The sequence below is a fragment of the Pseudoxanthomonas sp. LjRoot206 genome (assembly GCF_056175725.1).
In genome coordinates, this window is sequence record NZ_JBGFFI010000004.1 from 200,984 (window position 1) to 216,993 (window position 16,010).

15 protein-coding genes are annotated in these 16,010 nt (G+C 67.8%); 5 read left to right on the top strand and 10 right to left on the bottom strand.

All coding sequences use genetic code 11. From position 1 onward, the window contains the following. Positions 1-82 precede the first annotated feature (82 nt). Together oleD and oleC are read right to left on the bottom strand one after the other, a co-directional pair. Positions 83-1,084 carry a 2-alkyl-3-oxoalkanoate reductase gene (gene oleD / locus AC04MD_RS13980; protein ID WP_475497882.1) on the bottom strand — a complete coding sequence of 334 codons (1,002 nt, stop codon included), beginning with the start codon at positions 1,082-1,084 and terminating at the stop codon, positions 83-85. Then, the gene (oleC, locus tag AC04MD_RS13985; RefSeq protein WP_475497883.1) at positions 1,081-2,724 is read right to left on the bottom strand and encodes an olefin beta-lactone synthetase; all 1,644 of its coding nucleotides are present in this window, start codon (positions 2,722-2,724) and stop codon (positions 1,081-1,083) included. Before oleC ends, oleD begins: the two co-directional genes overlap by 4 nt. A 92-nt stretch (positions 2,725-2,816) precedes the next feature. Between oleC and AC04MD_RS13990 the strand changes: the two genes are divergently transcribed. Further along, the gene (locus tag AC04MD_RS13990) at positions 2,817-3,197 is read left to right on the top strand and encodes a YkgJ family cysteine cluster protein (protein WP_475498169.1); all 381 of its coding nucleotides are present in this window, start codon (positions 2,817-2,819) and stop codon (positions 3,195-3,197) included. 164 nt (positions 3,198-3,361) lie between these two features. On the opposite strand, the gene AC04MD_RS13995 is transcribed toward AC04MD_RS13990, so the two are convergent. The 5 genes from AC04MD_RS13995 to AC04MD_RS14015 all read right to left on the bottom strand — a co-directional run bounded on the left by AC04MD_RS13995 (position 3,362) and on the right by AC04MD_RS14015 (position 10,043). Then, complete coding sequence (locus AC04MD_RS13995; RefSeq protein ID WP_475497884.1) at positions 3,362-4,252, bottom strand: alpha/beta fold hydrolase; 891 nt, start codon at positions 4,250-4,252, stop codon at positions 3,362-3,364. Between the two features lie 121 nt (positions 4,253-4,373). After that, positions 4,374-5,495 (bottom strand): protein adenylyltransferase Fic, encoded by a 1,122-nt coding sequence (gene fic, locus AC04MD_RS14000; RefSeq protein ID WP_475498170.1) that lies wholly within the window; start codon positions 5,493-5,495, stop codon positions 4,374-4,376. 120 nt (positions 5,496-5,615) lie between these two features. Beyond that, entirely contained in the window at positions 5,616-6,632 is a 1,017-nt protein-coding gene (locus AC04MD_RS14005; RefSeq protein ID WP_475497885.1) for a 3-oxoacyl-ACP synthase III, read from the bottom strand. 123 nt (positions 6,633-6,755) lie between these two features. Next, complete coding sequence (locus tag AC04MD_RS14010; protein WP_475497886.1) at positions 6,756-7,073, bottom strand: DUF4156 domain-containing protein; 318 nt, start codon at positions 7,071-7,073, stop codon at positions 6,756-6,758. Positions 7,074-7,178: 105 nt separating this feature from the next. Next, positions 7,179-10,043: a M16 family metallopeptidase gene (locus AC04MD_RS14015; RefSeq protein WP_475497887.1), complete on the bottom strand. Its 2,865-nt coding sequence runs from the start codon at positions 10,041-10,043 to the stop codon at positions 7,179-7,181. A gap of 142 nt (positions 10,044-10,185) precedes the next feature. On the opposite strand from AC04MD_RS14015, the gene AC04MD_RS14020 reads away from it, so the two are divergent. The 4 genes from AC04MD_RS14020 (at position 10,186) to AC04MD_RS14035 (ending at position 12,497) form a co-directional block, all read left to right on the top strand. Then, positions 10,186-10,890: an SDR family oxidoreductase gene (locus tag AC04MD_RS14020; RefSeq protein ID WP_475497888.1), complete on the top strand. Its 705-nt coding sequence runs from the start codon at positions 10,186-10,188 to the stop codon at positions 10,888-10,890. A 399-nt stretch (positions 10,891-11,289) separates the two neighbouring features. Continuing rightward, a complete protein-coding gene (locus AC04MD_RS14025; RefSeq protein ID WP_475497889.1) occupies positions 11,290-11,670 on the top strand; it encodes a hypothetical protein in 381 nt (126 codons plus the stop codon). A gap of 110 nt (positions 11,671-11,780) precedes the next feature. Then, entirely contained in the window at positions 11,781-12,260 is a 480-nt protein-coding gene (trmL, locus tag AC04MD_RS14030; RefSeq protein ID WP_475497890.1) for a tRNA (uridine(34)/cytosine(34)/5-carboxymethylaminomethyluridine(34)-2'-O)-methyltransferase TrmL, read from the top strand. 75 nt (positions 12,261-12,335) lie between these two features. Further along, the gene (locus AC04MD_RS14035; RefSeq protein ID WP_475497891.1) at positions 12,336-12,497 is read left to right on the top strand and encodes a DUF8066 domain-containing protein; all 162 of its coding nucleotides are present in this window, start codon (positions 12,336-12,338) and stop codon (positions 12,495-12,497) included. Between the two features lie 3 nt (positions 12,498-12,500). On the opposite strand, the gene AC04MD_RS14040 is transcribed toward AC04MD_RS14035, so the two are convergent. Genes AC04MD_RS14040 through AC04MD_RS14050 form a run of 3 tightly spaced genes read right to left on the bottom strand, consistent with a single transcriptional unit; the run spans position 12,501 to position 16,007 of the window. Beyond that, positions 12,501-13,760: an NAD(P)/FAD-dependent oxidoreductase gene (locus AC04MD_RS14040; RefSeq protein WP_475497892.1), complete on the bottom strand. Its 1,260-nt coding sequence runs from the start codon at positions 13,758-13,760 to the stop codon at positions 12,501-12,503. Next, complete coding sequence (locus AC04MD_RS14045) at positions 13,757-14,461, bottom strand: M15 family metallopeptidase (protein ID WP_475497893.1); 705 nt, start codon at positions 14,459-14,461, stop codon at positions 13,757-13,759. The genes AC04MD_RS14040 and AC04MD_RS14045 overlap by 4 nt, the downstream gene beginning before the upstream one ends. 1 nt (position 14,462) lies before the next feature. Then, positions 14,463-16,007, bottom strand: a complete 1,545-nt coding sequence (locus tag AC04MD_RS14050) for a serine hydrolase (RefSeq protein ID WP_475497894.1) — start codon at positions 16,005-16,007, stop codon at positions 14,463-14,465. Between the last annotated feature and the right edge of the window lie 3 nt (positions 16,008-16,010).

Genomic DNA, 16,010 nt, shown 5'->3' on the forward strand with positions numbered 1-16,010 from the left:
GCGACTAGGCGCTCTCCGGAGCGTGACCCGCCTGATGACGGTTCACCGTGTGTCGACGATACGGTCGGGGCTGAAGCCCCTCCTACACAGGGTTGTTACGCAACCACGTCCGCAGGCGTTCGAAGCCCTCGTCCATCGACACGCGCGGCACGTAGCCGAAGTCGCGTTGCGCCGGTGCCATGTCGTACCAGTGCGCGGTGCTGAGCTGTTCGGCCAGGAAACGCGTCATCGGCGGCTCGCCCTTCAGCGGCAGCACGGTCCACAGGGTCTCGCAGACCGCGCCGATGCGGTACGCGGCGGTGAACGACAGCTGCTTGTCGGCACGCGGCGCGCCTGCGGTTTCCAGCAGCGCGTTGAGCAGCTTGCGCATCGGCCACGGCTCGCCGTTGGAAATGAAGTAGGCCTTGCCGGCGCAGGCCGCGCCGGGCGCGAGATGATCGAACGCATCGAAGTGCGCCTGCGCGGCATTGTCGATGTAGGTGGTGTCGACGTGGTTCTCGCCGCTGCCGACGATGCGCAGGCGGCCGGCGCGTGCGCGCGCCACCAGCCGCGGCAGGATCTGGTGGTCGCCCGGGCCCCAGATCAGCCGCGGACGCAGCGCCACCGTCGCCAGCGTGGCGTCGTTGGCGGCCAGCACCGCCTTCTCTGCGATCATCTTGGTGGTGGCGTACGGCGCCTTGAAACCTTCGCCGTACGGCACGTCCGCCGCGCTGCCGCCTTCCACCGGATGCGTCGCACGATGCGTCACGCTGGGTGTGGAGGTGTAGACGAGCCGGCCGATGCCGTGCGCGCGGCAGGCGTCCAGCACGTTCTGCGTGCCGACGACGTTGGCATCGTGATAGCTCTTGTAGCTGCCCCATGCGCCGGCCTTGGCCGCGTTGTGGAAGATCGCGTGCATGCCGGCGGCGGCATGCATCACCGCGTGCCCGTCGGCAAGATCGCCCTGCACCTGGCCAACGCCCAGCTCGCGCAGCACCGGATAATGTCCGCGATTGAAGCTGATGACCTCGTGTCCGCGCTCGACCAGGCCACGGCACAGCGCCTGCCCGAGGAAACCACCGCCGCCGGTGACGAGGATCTTCATGCGTGTTGCTCCAATTGCGTGGTCGCCCACACGGCCAGCTTCTCGCGGCCGATCTTGGCGTTGTGGCGGATATCGACCGGGAAGCCGGGATGCGGCAGGTAGGCGGTGATGCGGGCGGTGTGCGGATGGCGCGCCGCGATCGCACGCAACTCGGCCTCGAGGTGAGCAGGCTCGGCGGTGATGCCGGGCTGCAGTTCGTAGCAGAGCACGGGCTGCTGGCGTCCCGCTTCGCCGATACCGACCAGCGCGGTGCGGCGCACCTGCGGATGGGTGTTGAAGACGGGCTCCACCTGTTCGGTGTAGAGCGGGCCGTCGGCGGTTTCCACGCGCTGCGTCTTGCGCCCGCAGAACCACAGCCGGCCTTCGCCGTCGAACCAGCCGACGTCGCCCATGCGATGCACGATGCGCTCACTGCCGTCGGCCTGCGTTTCGCGGATCTTGGCGATGCGGGTGGCCGCGTCGCGGCGGAAATAGGTATCGGTGGCGGTGGGACCGGCGACGGTGATCTCGCCCACCTCGCCATCCGTCAGCACGTCGACGGTGGCCCAGTCGGCGATGGCATCGTCGGTGATGCGGATGATGCGGACCTCGTTCGGCGGCACCGCGCGACCGACGCAGGTGCCGGCACCGGCTTCGGTCGCCGCGCGCGTGGCTTCCAGTTCGCGTCCTTCGATGACGGCGACCGGCAGGCATTCGGTGGCGCCGTACGGCGTCCAGAACTGACCCGTCTCGGGCAACAGCGTGCGGATCTTCGCGACGACCTCCGGCGGCACCGGCGCGCCGGCCGAGGTCACGCGCTGCACCGTGGGCAGTGGCTGGCCATGGTCGGCGAGCACCTTCATCAAGGCGGGCGAGCCGAACAGCTGGGTGACACCGAAGCGCGCGATGGCGGCGTGCAGTTTTTCCGGATCGGCGCTGGCCGGCCGGGTGGGATCCATGTCGGGGATCACCGAGGTCAGCCCGAGTGCGGGGTCGAACAATGCGAACGGCGGGAACGTCGGCAGGTCGACGCCGCCGGGCTGCATGCCGAACGCGTTGCGTAGCAACTCGATCTGCGCGACGAAATGGCGATGGCGGTAGACCACGCCCTTCGGCACGCCGGTGGAGCCGCTGGTGAACAGGATGCCGGCGACATCGTCGGGCGACGTACCCGCCAGCTGCGGCCCCGCACCGGCACCGCGCGCCTCGATCTTCGCCAGCGTGGTGCCGCCCCAGGCCCAGCGCGTGCCGACGGTGACGATCTTCGTCGCCGACCTGGCCCAGCCGAGCACGCAACGCGCGACCTGCGCCAGCGGGATGCCGATGAACGCGTCGGGCTCGGCTTCGTCCAGGCACTGCTTCAGCGCGCGGCGGTCGATGCCGGGGTCGACCAGCACCGGCACGGCGCCGGCCTTGAACAGCGCGAACATCAGCAGGAAGAACTCGGGCGTGGGCCGCACCATCACCACGGTGCGCGTGCCACGGCCGATGCCGTACGCGCCCAGGCCGGCGGCGATGGCGTCGCTGCGCGCATCCAGCTGCGCGTAGGTGAGCTCGCGGGTGTAACGGCCGGCGCGGTCGGGACAGCGCATGGCCACGCGGTCTGGCTGCTCGCGGGCCAGTCGCGGAAGACTGGCGGCGATGTTGCACGGATCGGTCATGCGGCCATTGTCGCCGCTGGACGGTACTTGCGTCAGCCGCCGGCGTTGGCAGAATGCGCGTCCCGCCCGCGCCCCGACGCCAGCCCACGCCGATGCACCCCTGCCTGACCTGCGGCGCCTGCTGCGCCCACTTCCGCGTCAGCTTCCACTGGAGCGAGGCGGACCCCGACCAGGGCGGCGTGGTGCCGATCGAGCTGACCGAGCCGCTGCGCGTGCACGAGCGCGTGATGCGCGGCACCTCGCAGAAGAGCCCGTGGTGCGTGGCGCTGGACGCCGACATCGGCCGCTACAGCCGCTGCACCATCCACGACCGGCGCCCGTCGGTATGCGCGCTGGTGCCGGCGTCGCTGGAGTTCGGCGAGCGCAGCGCGCAATGCGACAAGGCAAGGCTGGCGCATGGCCTGCCGCTGCTGATCGAGGCGGACTGGGTGGGCGTGGTGGAGGCCGAGAAGAACCCGTTGCCCGAGTTTTGACCCTTCGCTCCTTGTGGGAGAAGGTGGCGCGAAGCGCCGGATGAGGGGAGGCGTGCGCAGCGAGCCCCTCGCCATGCAACAGCAAGAGCGCCCCTCATCCGCCCCCGTATCAAATACGGGGCAGGCTTTCGGCACCTTCTCCCCGCTTTCGCAGGGAGAAGGGATCACGCCAGCGGATGACGGTCCAGGAAGTCGCGGATCAGCGGCACCAGGATCTCGTGCTTGTCTTCCAGCACGTAGTGGCCGGCATCCTCGTACGCATGCACTTCCGCGTTCGGCAGCGCGGCGCGGAAACCGTCGAGGAAATGCTGGTCGAACACGAAGTCCTTCAGGCCCCAGCCCAGGAACACCGGGCGATCGGCGAACGACGGCAGCGCCTTGCCGGCTGCGTCGAGCAGCGGCCACGCCTTGTCCTGCGGGCCGAGCGGGATGTCCTGCATGAAGCGGATGGTGGCGATCCGGTTGGCCCAGGTGTCGTACGGCGACACGTAGGCGCGGCGGACGTCGGCCGGCATGCGCCGCTCCACGCCGATCCACGAGGCGCCGGCGGAGAACGCATTGAAGCCGCGGACGATCCATTCGCCGACCGCCCAGTCGCGGCCGAGTGCGATCCGCCACGGCATCGCCTTCGCCGCGGGCATCGGGAAGGCGGCGGTGTTGGTCACGACCAGACGCTTCACCTGCGTGGCGTGCGACAGCGCCCAGCCGAAGCCGATCATGCCGCCCCAGTCGTGCACGGCCAGCGTCACCGGACCGGTGATGCCCAGATGACGCAGCAGCGCGGCGACATCGTCCACGCGCGACTTCAGGGTGTACTCGTAGCGGCTGTCGTCCGGCTTGTCCGACAGGCCCATGCCGATGTGGTCGGGCACGATGCAGCGGTACTTGTCTGAAAGACCGGCCACCAGCTTGCGCCAGTAATAGCTCCACGACGGATTGCCGTGCAGCATCACCACCACCTCGCCATCGCGCGGGCCTTCGTCAAGGTAATTCATCGACAGGCCCGGACGGACCTCGAAGCGCTTCGGATGTGAGGGATAGCCGGGAAGGTTCATGGGAATCGTAATCTGTCGTTACTGAAGGCGTCTGCGCTCTGAAGCTTGCTGCGGAGCGCGGGCGGGTACGTGAAGTTGGCGTCGAAGCGCTTGCGAACCACTGAAAAGACAGCGTGACCCGTCACCAGGAAGGCGTCCCCGCCGGCAACGCGTATTGCTTCAGGTCGTGGCTATTGCTGGAAAGCAGGCTCAAATACGCCGGGTGCAGGAACAGCTTCTCTTTCCCCATCCGGCGCTCCTGCAACACGCCGATGTCGACCAGTTCGCGCAGGTAACGCGCTGCGGTTTCGCGCTTGGCGATGCCGGCATCGACCACGTTCTGGATGCGGCAATAGGGCTGGTTGAACAGCACGTCCGCCAGTTCACGGCTGTAGACCTTGGGACGTTGCGTCCGGATCCATTCGCAGGCGTCCTCGTAGAGCCGACGGATGGCATCGATCTTGGCCGTGGTCCAGCGTGCGGTATCGGCGACAGCATCCAGCATGTAGGCCACCCATTCCACCCAGGCGCCATCGCGCGTCACCGCCAGCAGCAGCCGGTAGTAGTCGGCCTTGCGCTCGATGATGTACTTGGACAGGTACAGGACCGGTTGGTCCAGAAGGTCCTGCTCTACCAGCATCAGCAGGTTGAGTACGCGCCCGGTACGGCCGTTTCCGTCGGTGAAGGGATGGATAGCTTCGAACTGGTAGTGCGCCACCGCCATGCGGATCAGCGGGTCGATGTCGCGCTGTTCATGGATGTAGCGTTCCCACTCGGCGAGCTTTTCGCGCAACAGGGGCTCGCCCACGGGCGGGGTGTAGATCACGTCCTGGGTCTGCGCGTTGGCGAGTGCTGTGCCTGGCACCTTTCGCACCTGCATCTGCACGCCCTTGATGCGCGTGCAGACCACTTCTGCGGTGGTGGTGGACAGTGGACGCTGCGTCAGGGAATGGAAGCCTTCGTACAGGGCGCTGCGATACCGCAGGGCTTCCTTTGTCGCGCTGCTGGCTGCGTCCATATGTTCCGCGTACCGGAACAGCTCGTCGGTCGTGGTGACGATGTTCTCGATCTCCGAGCTGGCCTGGGCTTCGAGAATCGGGATGGTATTGATCAGCACTGCCGGATTCGGCAGATGCCCCGTTGCCTGCCTCAACCCTGCCAATGCTTTGTGAGCATCGATGCAGGCCTTCAAGAGATCGCGCGTCTCCAGCTCTACCGGAGGAGGAAGCGGCGGCAGATCGTTGTAAGGCGTCCTCGGATCCATGGCCGCTAGCGTTTCATGTCGACGGTATCGACATGATGCTTCACTCATGTCCAAAAATAAATAAAATTTCTACATGAATGCCCGTTCACTCTCGAGAACGGGTTGCGCGGCCTTGCCGACCTACCACTCCACCTCGGCCATCGTGCAGTTCAGGCCCGAGCCGATGCCGAGCAGGGCGATGCGGTCGCCCTTCTTCAACTTGCCCAGTTCCTTGAGCTTGCTCAGCACGATCGGCACGCTGGCCGGGCCGATGTTGCCGTGCTCGGTAAAGATGGTCATGACCTTTTTCGGGTCGATGCCGAAGGACTTCACGAACGCCTGCGTGTGCGGACGGCTGACCTGGTGGATGACGAACTGATCCAGTTCGTCCACCGCCCAGCCCAGCGCGACCTTGGCGGCGGCGAAGGTCTTGGTGGCCAGCTTCATGCCCTCGATCAGCAGCATGCGGGTGTCGGTGACCATGCGGTCCAGGTTGCCGCGGCAGAGCTTGTTCCACTCCGTCGCCGAGCGGGTCACGCCGCCCTTGTAGCGCGGGGCTTCCGGGGCCAGCGCGCGGCGCGTCAGCACCATCGCCACGGCACCGCAGCCCAGGGTCAGCGCGGCCAGTTCGTCGCGGAACTGCTGCTCGGTGACGTCGGGCGCGTTGAGGCGCTCGATGGTCTTCTCGTAGACCAGGTTGGCGGTCTCGCCGTCGACGACCAGCGCGTAGTCGATCTCGTCGCGCTCCAGCATGCGGGCGGCGATGTCCATGCCGTTGATGAAGGCAAGGCAGGCGTTGGCCACGTCGAAGGTCTGGCAGTGGTCGCCCACGCCCAGGTTGCCGCAGACGATGCTGGCCGTGGACGGCTCCAGGTAGTCGCGGCTGACCGAGGTGTTGACCACCAGGCCGATCTTGTCGGCGCCGATGCCGGCGTCGAGCAGCGCCTTCTTCGCGGCCAGCGTGGCGGCGTCGGAGGCCTGCACGTCGGCATCCCACAGGCGGCGCGCATGCACGCCGGCCACGTCGTTCAGCACGTCGGTCTTGATGCCCAGGCGGTCGAGCGTGGGCTGCAGACGGGCGTTGATTTCGGCGGACGTCAGCGTGTGCGGCGCATCGATATGCGCCAGTCCCGCGATGGAGACATTCTTGAAGAGCATCGAGGTTAGCGCCAAGGCTCAGGCGAGGGGGCCGACAAGGGTAACGGCTTCCCGCCTTCACCGCATCTTTACGGGCGCAGGGGGCCAGCTGCGCCTAACCTCAAATGTGACTCAAATCACACTTCAGCGGCCGCAGCGATAGGCCGCGAACCGCTGCTCACCGTTGGCCGGATCGCCCAGCGGCTGCAGGGTGTCGGCCTGCAGGCCGGGCGCTTCGTTACGGGCCAGGGTTTCCAGCTCGTCCCGGACACGCAGGGTGTTGCGGTCATAGAACGCCACGCTGTCCTTGACCGACACCGACACCTCGCCGCGCTTCTCGCAGCCGGAGGGCATGGCGCCGGCCGCCACGACCCGCACGTTCTTCGCGCTGGGCGCCAGGTGCACCCAAGTGCAGGCGGAGAGCAGAGCGGTGGAGGCAGCGGCCAACAGGACAAGACGCATCGGGGTCACCTAGAAGTGTGAGTCGGAGCCATTCTGGCCGATCCCGGATGAATCGCTCCGGGCCATGCGCCGCCCCTCCGGAAAGGGGCGGCGTCAAGGACACGCTTACTTCTTGATCTTGCCGTCGGCATCCAGCTCGACCGCTTCGCCCAGCTGCAGCGCGCGGACGGACTCGCCCACCTTCGACAGGTCGCCCACCACCACCCAGGTCAGCGCGGACGGCGACAGCGTGCCGGCGGCCTTGGCGACATCGGCGGCGCCGATGGCCTCGTTGCGGGCCTTGTACTGGACGATGTAGTCGTCCGGCCGGCCGTAGCGCTGGTTGGAGGCGATCTGGCCGAGCACGGCGGACGCGGTCTCATAGGCGCCCGGCAGTTCGAGTGTGTTGGCGGCGCGGACCTTGGTGATCTCGTCCGGCGTGGCCGGCGCCTGGCCGGTAGCGAACTGGCTGATCTCCTTTTGCAGTTCCTTCATCGAGTCGGCCGTGCGGTCGCTCTGCACCGCGGCGCTGGCCCACCACGGGCGCTGGCCCAGGCTGTTGCGCGCGCCGCTGTAGGAGCCGTACGCCCAGTGCTTGTCCTCGCGCAGGTTCGAATTCAGGCGCGAGGTGAACTGGCCACCGAGCACGCCATTGGCGAAGTCGAAATCGATCGTGCCGGCATCGCCGGTCGGCGGCACCAGCTGCGCGGCGTAGACGTTCGACTGGATGGCGCCCGGCTGGTCGATCAGGAACACCCGCGGCTTGGTGGCGTTGGCGACCTTGGGCACGGCGGCCAGCTTGGGCGCGTTGGGTGCGGCCTTCCAGTCGCCAAGGCGGGCTTCCAGCAGCGGCACGATCTCGGCCAGCGTGGTGTCGCCGACGATGGTGATGCGGGCCTGGTCCGGCTGCAGCCAGTCGCGGTGGAAGGCGACCAGGTCGTCGCGGCTCAGCGAGGCGATCGACGCTTCCGTACCCGAACCGGTGAACGGGATCGCGTACGGATGGCCCGTGCCGTACAGCAGCGGCGGCAGCGTGCGCAGCGCGGCGGTCTGCGGACGCGCCTTCTCCTGCTTGATGCCGGCGATCCAAGTGGCGCGGACGCGCTCGATTTCCGCCGGGGCGAAGGTCGGACGGCGCAGCACGTCGGCCAGCAGGTCCAGCGAGGGTGCGAGCTTGTCGGTCAGCGCCGACAGGCCGACCGAGGCCGAATCCAGCCCGGCGCCGGTGGTCAGTTCCGCACCCAGCGCCTCCTTGCGGGCACCGAACTCCAGCGCGCTGTAGTCACCGGCGCCCTCGTCCATCATCTGCAGCGCGAAGCTGGCGGTGCCGAGCTTCTTGCCGACGTCGGCGGCATAGCCACCGGGGAACTCGACGTTGAACTGCACGACCGGCGTCTCATGGCGCTCGGCCAGGGCGACCTGCATGCCGTTGGACAGCGTGGCGCGCTGCACGGCGGGGAACTTGAGGTCGGGGAAGGTCGTGGTCTTCGGCACACCGGCGCTGCGATCGACCGTGCTGGCGATGGTCTTGAACTTCGGATCCACCTTCGGCGTGGCGGCCGGCGTGGTGGCGGGTGCCGCGAACACGGTCTCGGGCAGCGCCGACGCCGGCGTCTCGCTGGGCTGGACCAGGATGGTGTGCGAGCCACCACTCAGCCACTTCTTCGCCGCGGCCTGCACTTCGGCCGGCGTGGCGCTGTTGTAGATGGCGAGGTCTTCCTTGTAGCAGTCGGGCTTGGTCTGGTAGACGGCGCACGAGGCCAGCACGTCGGACTTGCCACCGAAACCGCCGATGCGCTCGATGCCGCGGACGAAGCCGGCGACGCCGGATACGCGGGCGCGCTCCAGCTCCTCGGCCGTCGGCCCCTGCGTGATCAGACGCTTCAGTTCCTCGTCCAGCGCCGCCTCGACCTTGGCCGGGTCGACGCCTTCCTTCACCGTGGACATCAGGAAGAAGGTGCCGCTGATCTCGCTGCTCCACTGGTAGGCGGTCGCCTGGTCGGCGATCTTGTCGCCATGCACGAGGCGGGTGTCGAAGCGTGAGGCGGCGCTGCCGCCGAGCACCTGCGCGAACAGGTCCAGCAGCGTGGCGTCCTTCGTGCCCATCTCGGCCACCGGCCAGGCGCGGTAGACGCGTACCTGCGGCACGCGGTCGGGGATGGTTTCGCGGGTGTCCTTGGCGTGGGTCGGGATGTTGGTCTTCATGTCCGCCAGCGTGGCGCTGGCCGGGATGTCGCCGAAGTAGCGGGCGACCTTGTCCTTGGCGGTGGCGACGTCGATGTCGCCGGCCAGCACCAGCACCGCGTTGTTGGGGCCGTACCAGCTGCGGAACCAGGTCTTCACGTCGTCGAGCGTGGCGGCGTCGAGGTCGGCCATCGAGCCGATGGTCTGCCAGCTGTACGGATGCCCGGCCGGGTACAGGGCCTCGAACATGCGCGCGCTGATGCGGCGGCCGTAGGGCTGGTTCTCGCCCTGGCGCTTCTCGTTCTGCACCACGCCGCGCTGCTCGTCGAGCGCCTTCTGGTCGATCGCGCCGAGCAGGTGGCCCATGCGGTCGGATTCCATCCACAGCGCCATGTCGAGCGCGGTGGTCGGCACGTTCTGGAAGTAGTTGGTGCGGTCCTGGTTGGTGGTGCCGTTCTGGTCGGTGGCACCGACCAGCTCGAACGGGGTGAAGAACTCGCCGTCGTGGTTCTCGCTGCCCTGGAACATCAGGTGCTCGAACAGGTGCGCGAAGCCGGTGCGGCCCGGGGTCTCGTTCTTGCTGCCCACGTGGTACCAGATGTTCACCGCCACGATCGGCGCCTTGCGGTCGGTGTGCACGATCACCCGCAGGCCGTTGGGCAGGGTGAACTCCTCGTAGGGGATCACGATGTCCGCACCGACGGCCGGCTTCGCGTACGTGGCAGCCGGGGCGTACGCCAGGCCTCCGACAGCGGCGGACAGGGCGACGGTAAGCAGGGCGGCACGGGGCCGGCGGGACACGGACATCGGAGACTCCTTTGAATACTTAATGGGCCTGCAGAACCCGCGATGCTAGCCGCCGTCCGCGGTCATTACACTAGGCCACAAGCCATGACCAACGGCCTATACGCCGCTCCGCCATGGCCACCGACCCCCACGTGGAGGTGACATGGACCGCAAGCACTGCCTGGTGACCGGCGCGAACCGTGGCCTGGGACTGGAACTGGCGTCCCAGCTGCTGTCCCGCCAACGGCACGTGGTGGCGACCTGCCGCCACCCCGGTAAGGCGACGGCGCTGAACCGCCTGGCCGGCGAGCACCCGGGCCGCCTGCATGTGCTGCCGCTGGACGTGGCCGATGCCCGCAGCCGTGATGCCCTGCTGCGCGAGTTGCCCCTGGTCACCGACGAGGCGCCGCTGCACCTGCTCATCAACAATGCCGGCGTGCTCCGTGGCGGCGAGCGCTTCGGCCAGGTCGCCGCCGGTGACCTGGACACCAGCTTCCACACACATGCCGCAGGTCCTTTCCTGCTGACCCAGGCGCTGGCGCCGCAGCTCGTCGACGGCGCGGTGGTGGCGAACCTCTCGTCCGAGATCGGCTCGATCGCGCTGCGCCAGGAATTCCGCACACCGAGCTATGCGATCGGCAAGGCGGCGCAGAACATGGCCACGTCGCTGCTGTCGCAGGCGCTGGCGTCGCGCGGCATCAAGGTCGTCGCCCTGCATCCGGGCTGGGTGCGCACCGACATGGGCGGCGACAACGCAGCACTTTCCGTAGCGGAATCCGCCGCCGGCCTGCTGCACGTGATCGACCACCTCGTGCCCGAGGACAGCGGGCGCTTCCTGGACTGGCAAGGCGAGCCGCTGCCCTGGTGAAACTGAACGCTGGCCGCGCCGATCCGCAGGCGACGCAACCGTTTCGAGTTGAACAGCATCCAAATACTTGCGCACCGGACTGACCGGATGCGGGGCGAAGCGGCGTGTTCCCAGTCACAACGGACACGTCCGCCCGTCCTGATACATGCAGACGGACACCGGGACGGACAGTCGACCCGGACAGCGGACACGCAGGAAGCGGCAAGAACTATTGATGGATCAATGATTTAAGGTTGGCATGGTTTCTGCGTCCCCAAGAACAAGAAAGCGCAGCGCCAGACGAAACCTGACTGAATCCTGAATCAACTCACCGAAACGAAAAGTTTTGCTTGATCGCTCCGTCTAGGTGTACTACTTTACTACCACACCACCCAACAACATCACTACAGAGGCATGACAATGAACGCCAAGAACCTCCTCCCCCTGACTGCCGCCGCCGTGTTCGCCCTGTGCGCCGGTGCCATGGTCGTCTCCGCCACCCACGCCGACAACAACCACAACGTCGCCGCCCCGGCTGCCCGTGTCGTCGACCTGGCCACCGTCACCGTCGCGCCGGATGCCGCCGACCTGGCCCACTACAACACCTACAAGGACACCAAGATCGTCGACCTGGCCACGGTCACCGTAACGCCGGCCGCCGAGGACCTGGCCCAGTTCGTCGCCCAGCAGGCGGTCCGCGTCGTCGACATGCCGGTGGTCACCGTGCGTCCGTCGGCCGAGGACATGCAGCAGATCGCCGTGCAGGCGGGCGTCCTGGCCGGCCAGCTGGCTTCGCGCTGATTCGCAGGCAACACACGTTCCACCTGCGTCATCGCGCAAGCCGGCTGCGGCCGGAGCAACACCGCAACACCCGCCCGTGAGGTCGTGCAGCGCCGCGTAGAATGCGCGCCATGACCGACACCCTGGACATCGACGTCCTGCTGTACCAGCCGGAAATTCCCCCGAATACCGGCAATGCCATCCGCCTCTGCGCGAACACCGGGGCGCGGCTGCACCTGATCGAACCACTCGGGTTCGCATTGGAAGACAAGCAGCTCAAGCGCGCCGGCCTGGATTACCACGAATACGCCACGCTGCAGGTCCACGCCTCGCTCGATGCGGCCCTGCAGCGCATCCGTCCCGCGCGCCTGTTCGCACTGAGTACGCGCGGCACCGTGCGCCACGACCAGCCCGCCTACGCGCCCGGCGATGCCTTCCTGTTCGGCCCCGAAACGCGCGGCCTGCCGCAGGAGCTGCTGGACGGCTTGCCGGAAGACCGGCGCATCCGCCTGCCGATGCGGCCCGACAACCGCAGCCTCAACCTGTCCAACACGGTCGCGGTCGTGGTGTTCGAAGCGTGGCGGCAGGCCGGGTTCGCGGGCGGCGCATGACCGGCGGCGTGGACGCTCGCGGGCGCGTCCCCTAACCTCGCCGGACCGTATCGGCACAGCCAAGGACCCTGCGACATGACGCCCACGATCGTCTTCATGACCCTCTACGTACTGACGCTCATCGGCATCGCGATCTACCTGATCGTGCTGGCGACGCGTCTGGTCAAGGCGCAGGAGCGCAGCGCGCTGGCGCTGCTGGAGATCGCCAGGAAAATGAAGGATTCCCTCGACCGGTAGCGGTCAGCCGAAACGTGCGAGTCCGTAAGGCGCCAGCGGAATATCCGTCGTGTCGCCGGCCATCATCTGATCGACCAGCCTGCCGGTGACCGGGCCCTGGGTCAGGCCGAGATGGCCGTGACCCGTCGCGACGAAGATGCCTTCGCCCGGCACGCGGTCGATGATCGGCAGTGAATCCGGCGTGCACGGACGGTTGCCCGCCCATTCCGAGACCGGTCCGCCTGTAATGCCCGGGAACAGCTTGCGTGCTTCCGGATCGAGCCGGTGGATCAGCGCGTAGTGCGGATCGCGGCCGAGCGCGGTCAGTTCCTTGATGCTGGTCATGCGGATGCCGGCCTGCATCGGCGACACCACCATGTAGCGCTCGGCCCACAGGGTCGGACGCTGCACCACCGCCGGGGCCTGCGGGTACATCAGGTGATAGCCGCGTGCCGGGATCACCGGGATCTTCAGGCCGAACGGCCGCAGCAGCGCATTGCTCCACGCACCGGCGGCCACGACCACGCGGCCGGCATGCACGGGACCACGGTCGGTATCGATGCGGTACGCGTCGTCCCGTTTCGCGATGGCCGATACGCTGGCGATCAGCGATGACGCGCCCCGCGCGCGCTGGTCGTCGAACAGCCGGCGGCAGAATTCACCCGGATCGCGCATCGCCAGCGATTCTCGCTGGAACACCGCGCGCTGGAAGCCCGCGCCGATGCCGGGTTCGAGATCGCGCAGCTGCGCCGCATCGAGCACGTCGAAGGCGACGCCGCGCTCGCGCATCAGTCCGCGCTCCCATTCGCCCTTCGCGAACGTGGCGTCCTCGCTGTAGACGTGCAGGTAGCCCGTGTGGCCGATCAGTTCGCTCGCGCCGATCCGGTCGCCCAGGTCCAGCCACGCGCCGCGCGAGGCGGTGTTGATCGCGTTGAGGGCATCGATGATCGGCAGCACGTGCTGCAACCGGCCCTGGTTGAGAAACTGCAGCAGCCAGCGTGCGTAGGACGGACTGACGGCCCAGTCCAGTTTGAGCGGCGCCAGCGGGTTGGCGAGCATGCGCAGCGCCTTGGTGACGATGCCCGGCGTGGACTGCGGCATGACATTGCCGACCGAGATCGAGCCGGCGTTGCCGAACGATGTCTCGCCGGCCGGTCCCCTGGCGTCGATCAGTACGCAGGACAGCCCGCGATCCAGCAGGTGGTGGGCCGTCGACAGGCCGACGATGCCGCTGCCGATCACCGCGACATCGGCCGTCAAGGGGGAAGAAGGAGAAGGACTCATCGGATCGGAACGTCGTAGGCGGTGCGTGGGGTAGGTTCTGGACGGAAGGTGAAGTGCCACCACTCCATCGCGTAGTTCTGGAAGCCGTGCCGCGCCATCGCCTGCACCAGCCGGTCGCGATGGCGCCGCTGGTCGTCGGTGATCGAGACATGCGCGGTGTTGGCGCGCGGATCGAAGAAGTCGAACGGCGTGCCCATGTCGAGTTCCACGCAGGCGTCGCCTTCGCAGCGGACCAGGGTCAGGTCGAGCGTCGCGCCGCGACTATGTCCGGAGGTTTCCGCGATATACCCGTCCAGCAGGCTCGCCTTCTCCAGGTTCGGGTAGTACGCGGCCTTGGTGCGCTGGTCGGCCGGATCGCGGGCCCAGCGGACGAAGTGCTGCACGGCGCGCACGGGGCGGTAGCAATCGAACACCTTCAGCAACAGGCCGTCGCGCGCTACGTCCTGTTGCACGCGCGCCAACGCCTGCGCGACCGGCGCCAGCAGCAGGCATTTCGGCGCCTCGTAACCGGTGACGGGGGTGCCGACGAAGTTATTGCCACCGGCATAGCGGATCTCCTGCCGCAGCCCGGGCACGACGCTGGCGGCGTCGACCAGATCCACCTCGGCAGCGTCCTGCGCCGGAGAGACCTGCACGCCCGGCGTGGAAGCGCAGGCACCCAGCCACGGCAGCACGCACAGCAGCAGCCAGGCGCACCGCATGTCAGCGGCATGCCTGCGTGCGATGGAAATCGAGATCGGCATAGTCGTAGCTGAAGTCCGCGTCCGGATCGACGTGCGACAGTGTAAGTCCGGCGTCGCCGTCCACCGTCGTGGCGGCGAAGTGCAGCCACGGCTCCGCATCCACGCTGTCGTCGTCCCAGTCCACCAGCCAGCGTTCGCCCACGCGCATCACCGTGCCCGTCAGCATCGGCGAACGTGCGGCCGCGAAGCGCACGCGATCGCCGTCCGGACACAGCGATACGTCGCCGAACCAGGGATCGCGGTAATGCCCGGTCCACGCCGCCAGGGACCGCGCGCTGGCAATCGCGCGCTGGCGCGTATCCGGCTTCGGTTCGGCAGCTCGCTCACTGGCGCGCTCCTGTTCCAGCAGGGTGGCGTAGTGCACCACCGTGGGCGAGGACTGGGGTGCGGTGAACTGCTTGGTCAGTACCTGCCCCAGCACCGTGCGCGCCGCTTCGCCTTCGCCGTTGAGCAGGATGACGATGCCGGTGCGCCGGTCGGGCAACAGGATGACCGACGAGTACATCCCCGCCAGCGTGCCGGTGTGCGCGACCTTCCACACGCCATCGACATCCGACAGGCGCCAGCCGTAGCCGTACGCGGAGACGTGGCTGTTGTCCCAGGCGCGCATGCGCGCGCTGACCGGCATCGGCATGTGCGCCGTCCACACCGCCTTGCGCTGCGCCGGCGACAGCCATGCCGGCGTCGCGTCCGGCGAGAGCCACATGCGCATCCAGGCGAGCATGTCGTCCAGGCTGCAGCGGATGCCGCCGGCCGCCATCGAGGTGACGTTCGGCACGACGTCCGCGTCCTCGCGAATGACGCGGTTGCCCTGCGCCGTGCGCATGTGCGGCTGCGCCACGTTGCCGACGTCCGCGCGGTTCCATTCGCCTACCTGGCAGCGCGACAGGCCGAGCGGCTGGAACAGTTCGCGCTTCACCAGTTCCTCGTAAGGGGCGCCACCGGCAGCGGCCGCGACTTCACCCGCGACCACGTACAGCAGGTTGTCGTAGGCATAGCTGGCACGGAAGCTGTGCGTCGGCTTGAGGTGCTGCAGCCCGGCGATGATGTCGGCGCGGGTGAACCGGTTCGGTTCCGGCCACAGCATCAGGTCGCCCGCACCCAGGCCCAGGCCGCTGTTGTGGATCAGCAAGTCGCGCACCTGCATCTGCTGGGTGACCCATGGGTCGTGCATGCGGAACTGCGGCAGATACTTCGTGACCGGGTCGTCCCACTTCAGTTTGCCGGCATCGACCAGGCGCGCCAGCACACCAGCCGTCATCGCCTTGCTGTTGGAGGCGATTTTGAACAGCGTGTCGTTGTCGATCTTCTCGCCGCTGCCGGCCCGCAGCTCACCGAGCGTGCGCGTGTACGCGACCTCGCCATCACGGATGACGCCGACTGCGAGTCCCGGGAGCCGATAGTGCTCGAACGTCTGCTCGACGGCCGCATCGATGGCATCGCGATCCGTCGCGGCATGCGCGACGGGCGCCAGCAGGGCGAGACAGGCGAGAAGGTGTTTCATGGC

Coding starts and splice junctions, on each gene's coding strand:
- fic (WP_475498170.1), bottom strand. CDS start 5,495: ATGGATCCGAGGACGCCTTACAACGATCTGCCGCCGCTTCCTCCTCCG.
- AC04MD_RS14045 (WP_475497893.1), bottom strand. CDS start 14,461: ATGCGGTGCGCCTGGCTGCTGCTGTGCGTGCTGCCGTGGCTGGGTGCC.
- AC04MD_RS14005 (WP_475497885.1), bottom strand. CDS start 6,632: ATGCTCTTCAAGAATGTCTCCATCGCGGGACTGGCGCATATCGATGCG.
- AC04MD_RS14050 (WP_475497894.1), bottom strand. CDS start 16,007: ATGAAACACCTTCTCGCCTGTCTCGCCCTGCTGGCGCCCGTCGCGCAT.
- AC04MD_RS14015 (WP_475497887.1), bottom strand. CDS start 10,043: ATGTCCGTGTCCCGCCGGCCCCGTGCCGCCCTGCTTACCGTCGCCCTG.
- AC04MD_RS14035 (WP_475497891.1), top strand. CDS start 12,336: ATGACGCCCACGATCGTCTTCATGACCCTCTACGTACTGACGCTCATC.
- AC04MD_RS13990 (WP_475498169.1), top strand. CDS start 2,817: ATGCACCCCTGCCTGACCTGCGGCGCCTGCTGCGCCCACTTCCGCGTC.
- AC04MD_RS14025 (WP_475497889.1), top strand. CDS start 11,290: ATGAACGCCAAGAACCTCCTCCCCCTGACTGCCGCCGCCGTGTTCGCC.
- AC04MD_RS13995 (WP_475497884.1), bottom strand. CDS start 4,252: ATGAACCTTCCCGGCTATCCCTCACATCCGAAGCGCTTCGAGGTCCGT.
- trmL (WP_475497890.1), top strand. CDS start 11,781: ATGACCGACACCCTGGACATCGACGTCCTGCTGTACCAGCCGGAAATT.
- AC04MD_RS14040 (WP_475497892.1), bottom strand. CDS start 13,760: ATGAGTCCTTCTCCTTCTTCCCCCTTGACGGCCGATGTCGCGGTGATC.
- AC04MD_RS14020 (WP_475497888.1), top strand. CDS start 10,186: ATGGACCGCAAGCACTGCCTGGTGACCGGCGCGAACCGTGGCCTGGGA.
- oleC (WP_475497883.1), bottom strand. CDS start 2,724: ATGACCGATCCGTGCAACATCGCCGCCAGTCTTCCGCGACTGGCCCGC.
- oleD (WP_475497882.1), bottom strand. CDS start 1,084: ATGAAGATCCTCGTCACCGGCGGCGGTGGTTTCCTCGGGCAGGCGCTG.
- AC04MD_RS14010 (WP_475497886.1), bottom strand. CDS start 7,073: ATGCGTCTTGTCCTGTTGGCCGCTGCCTCCACCGCTCTGCTCTCCGCC.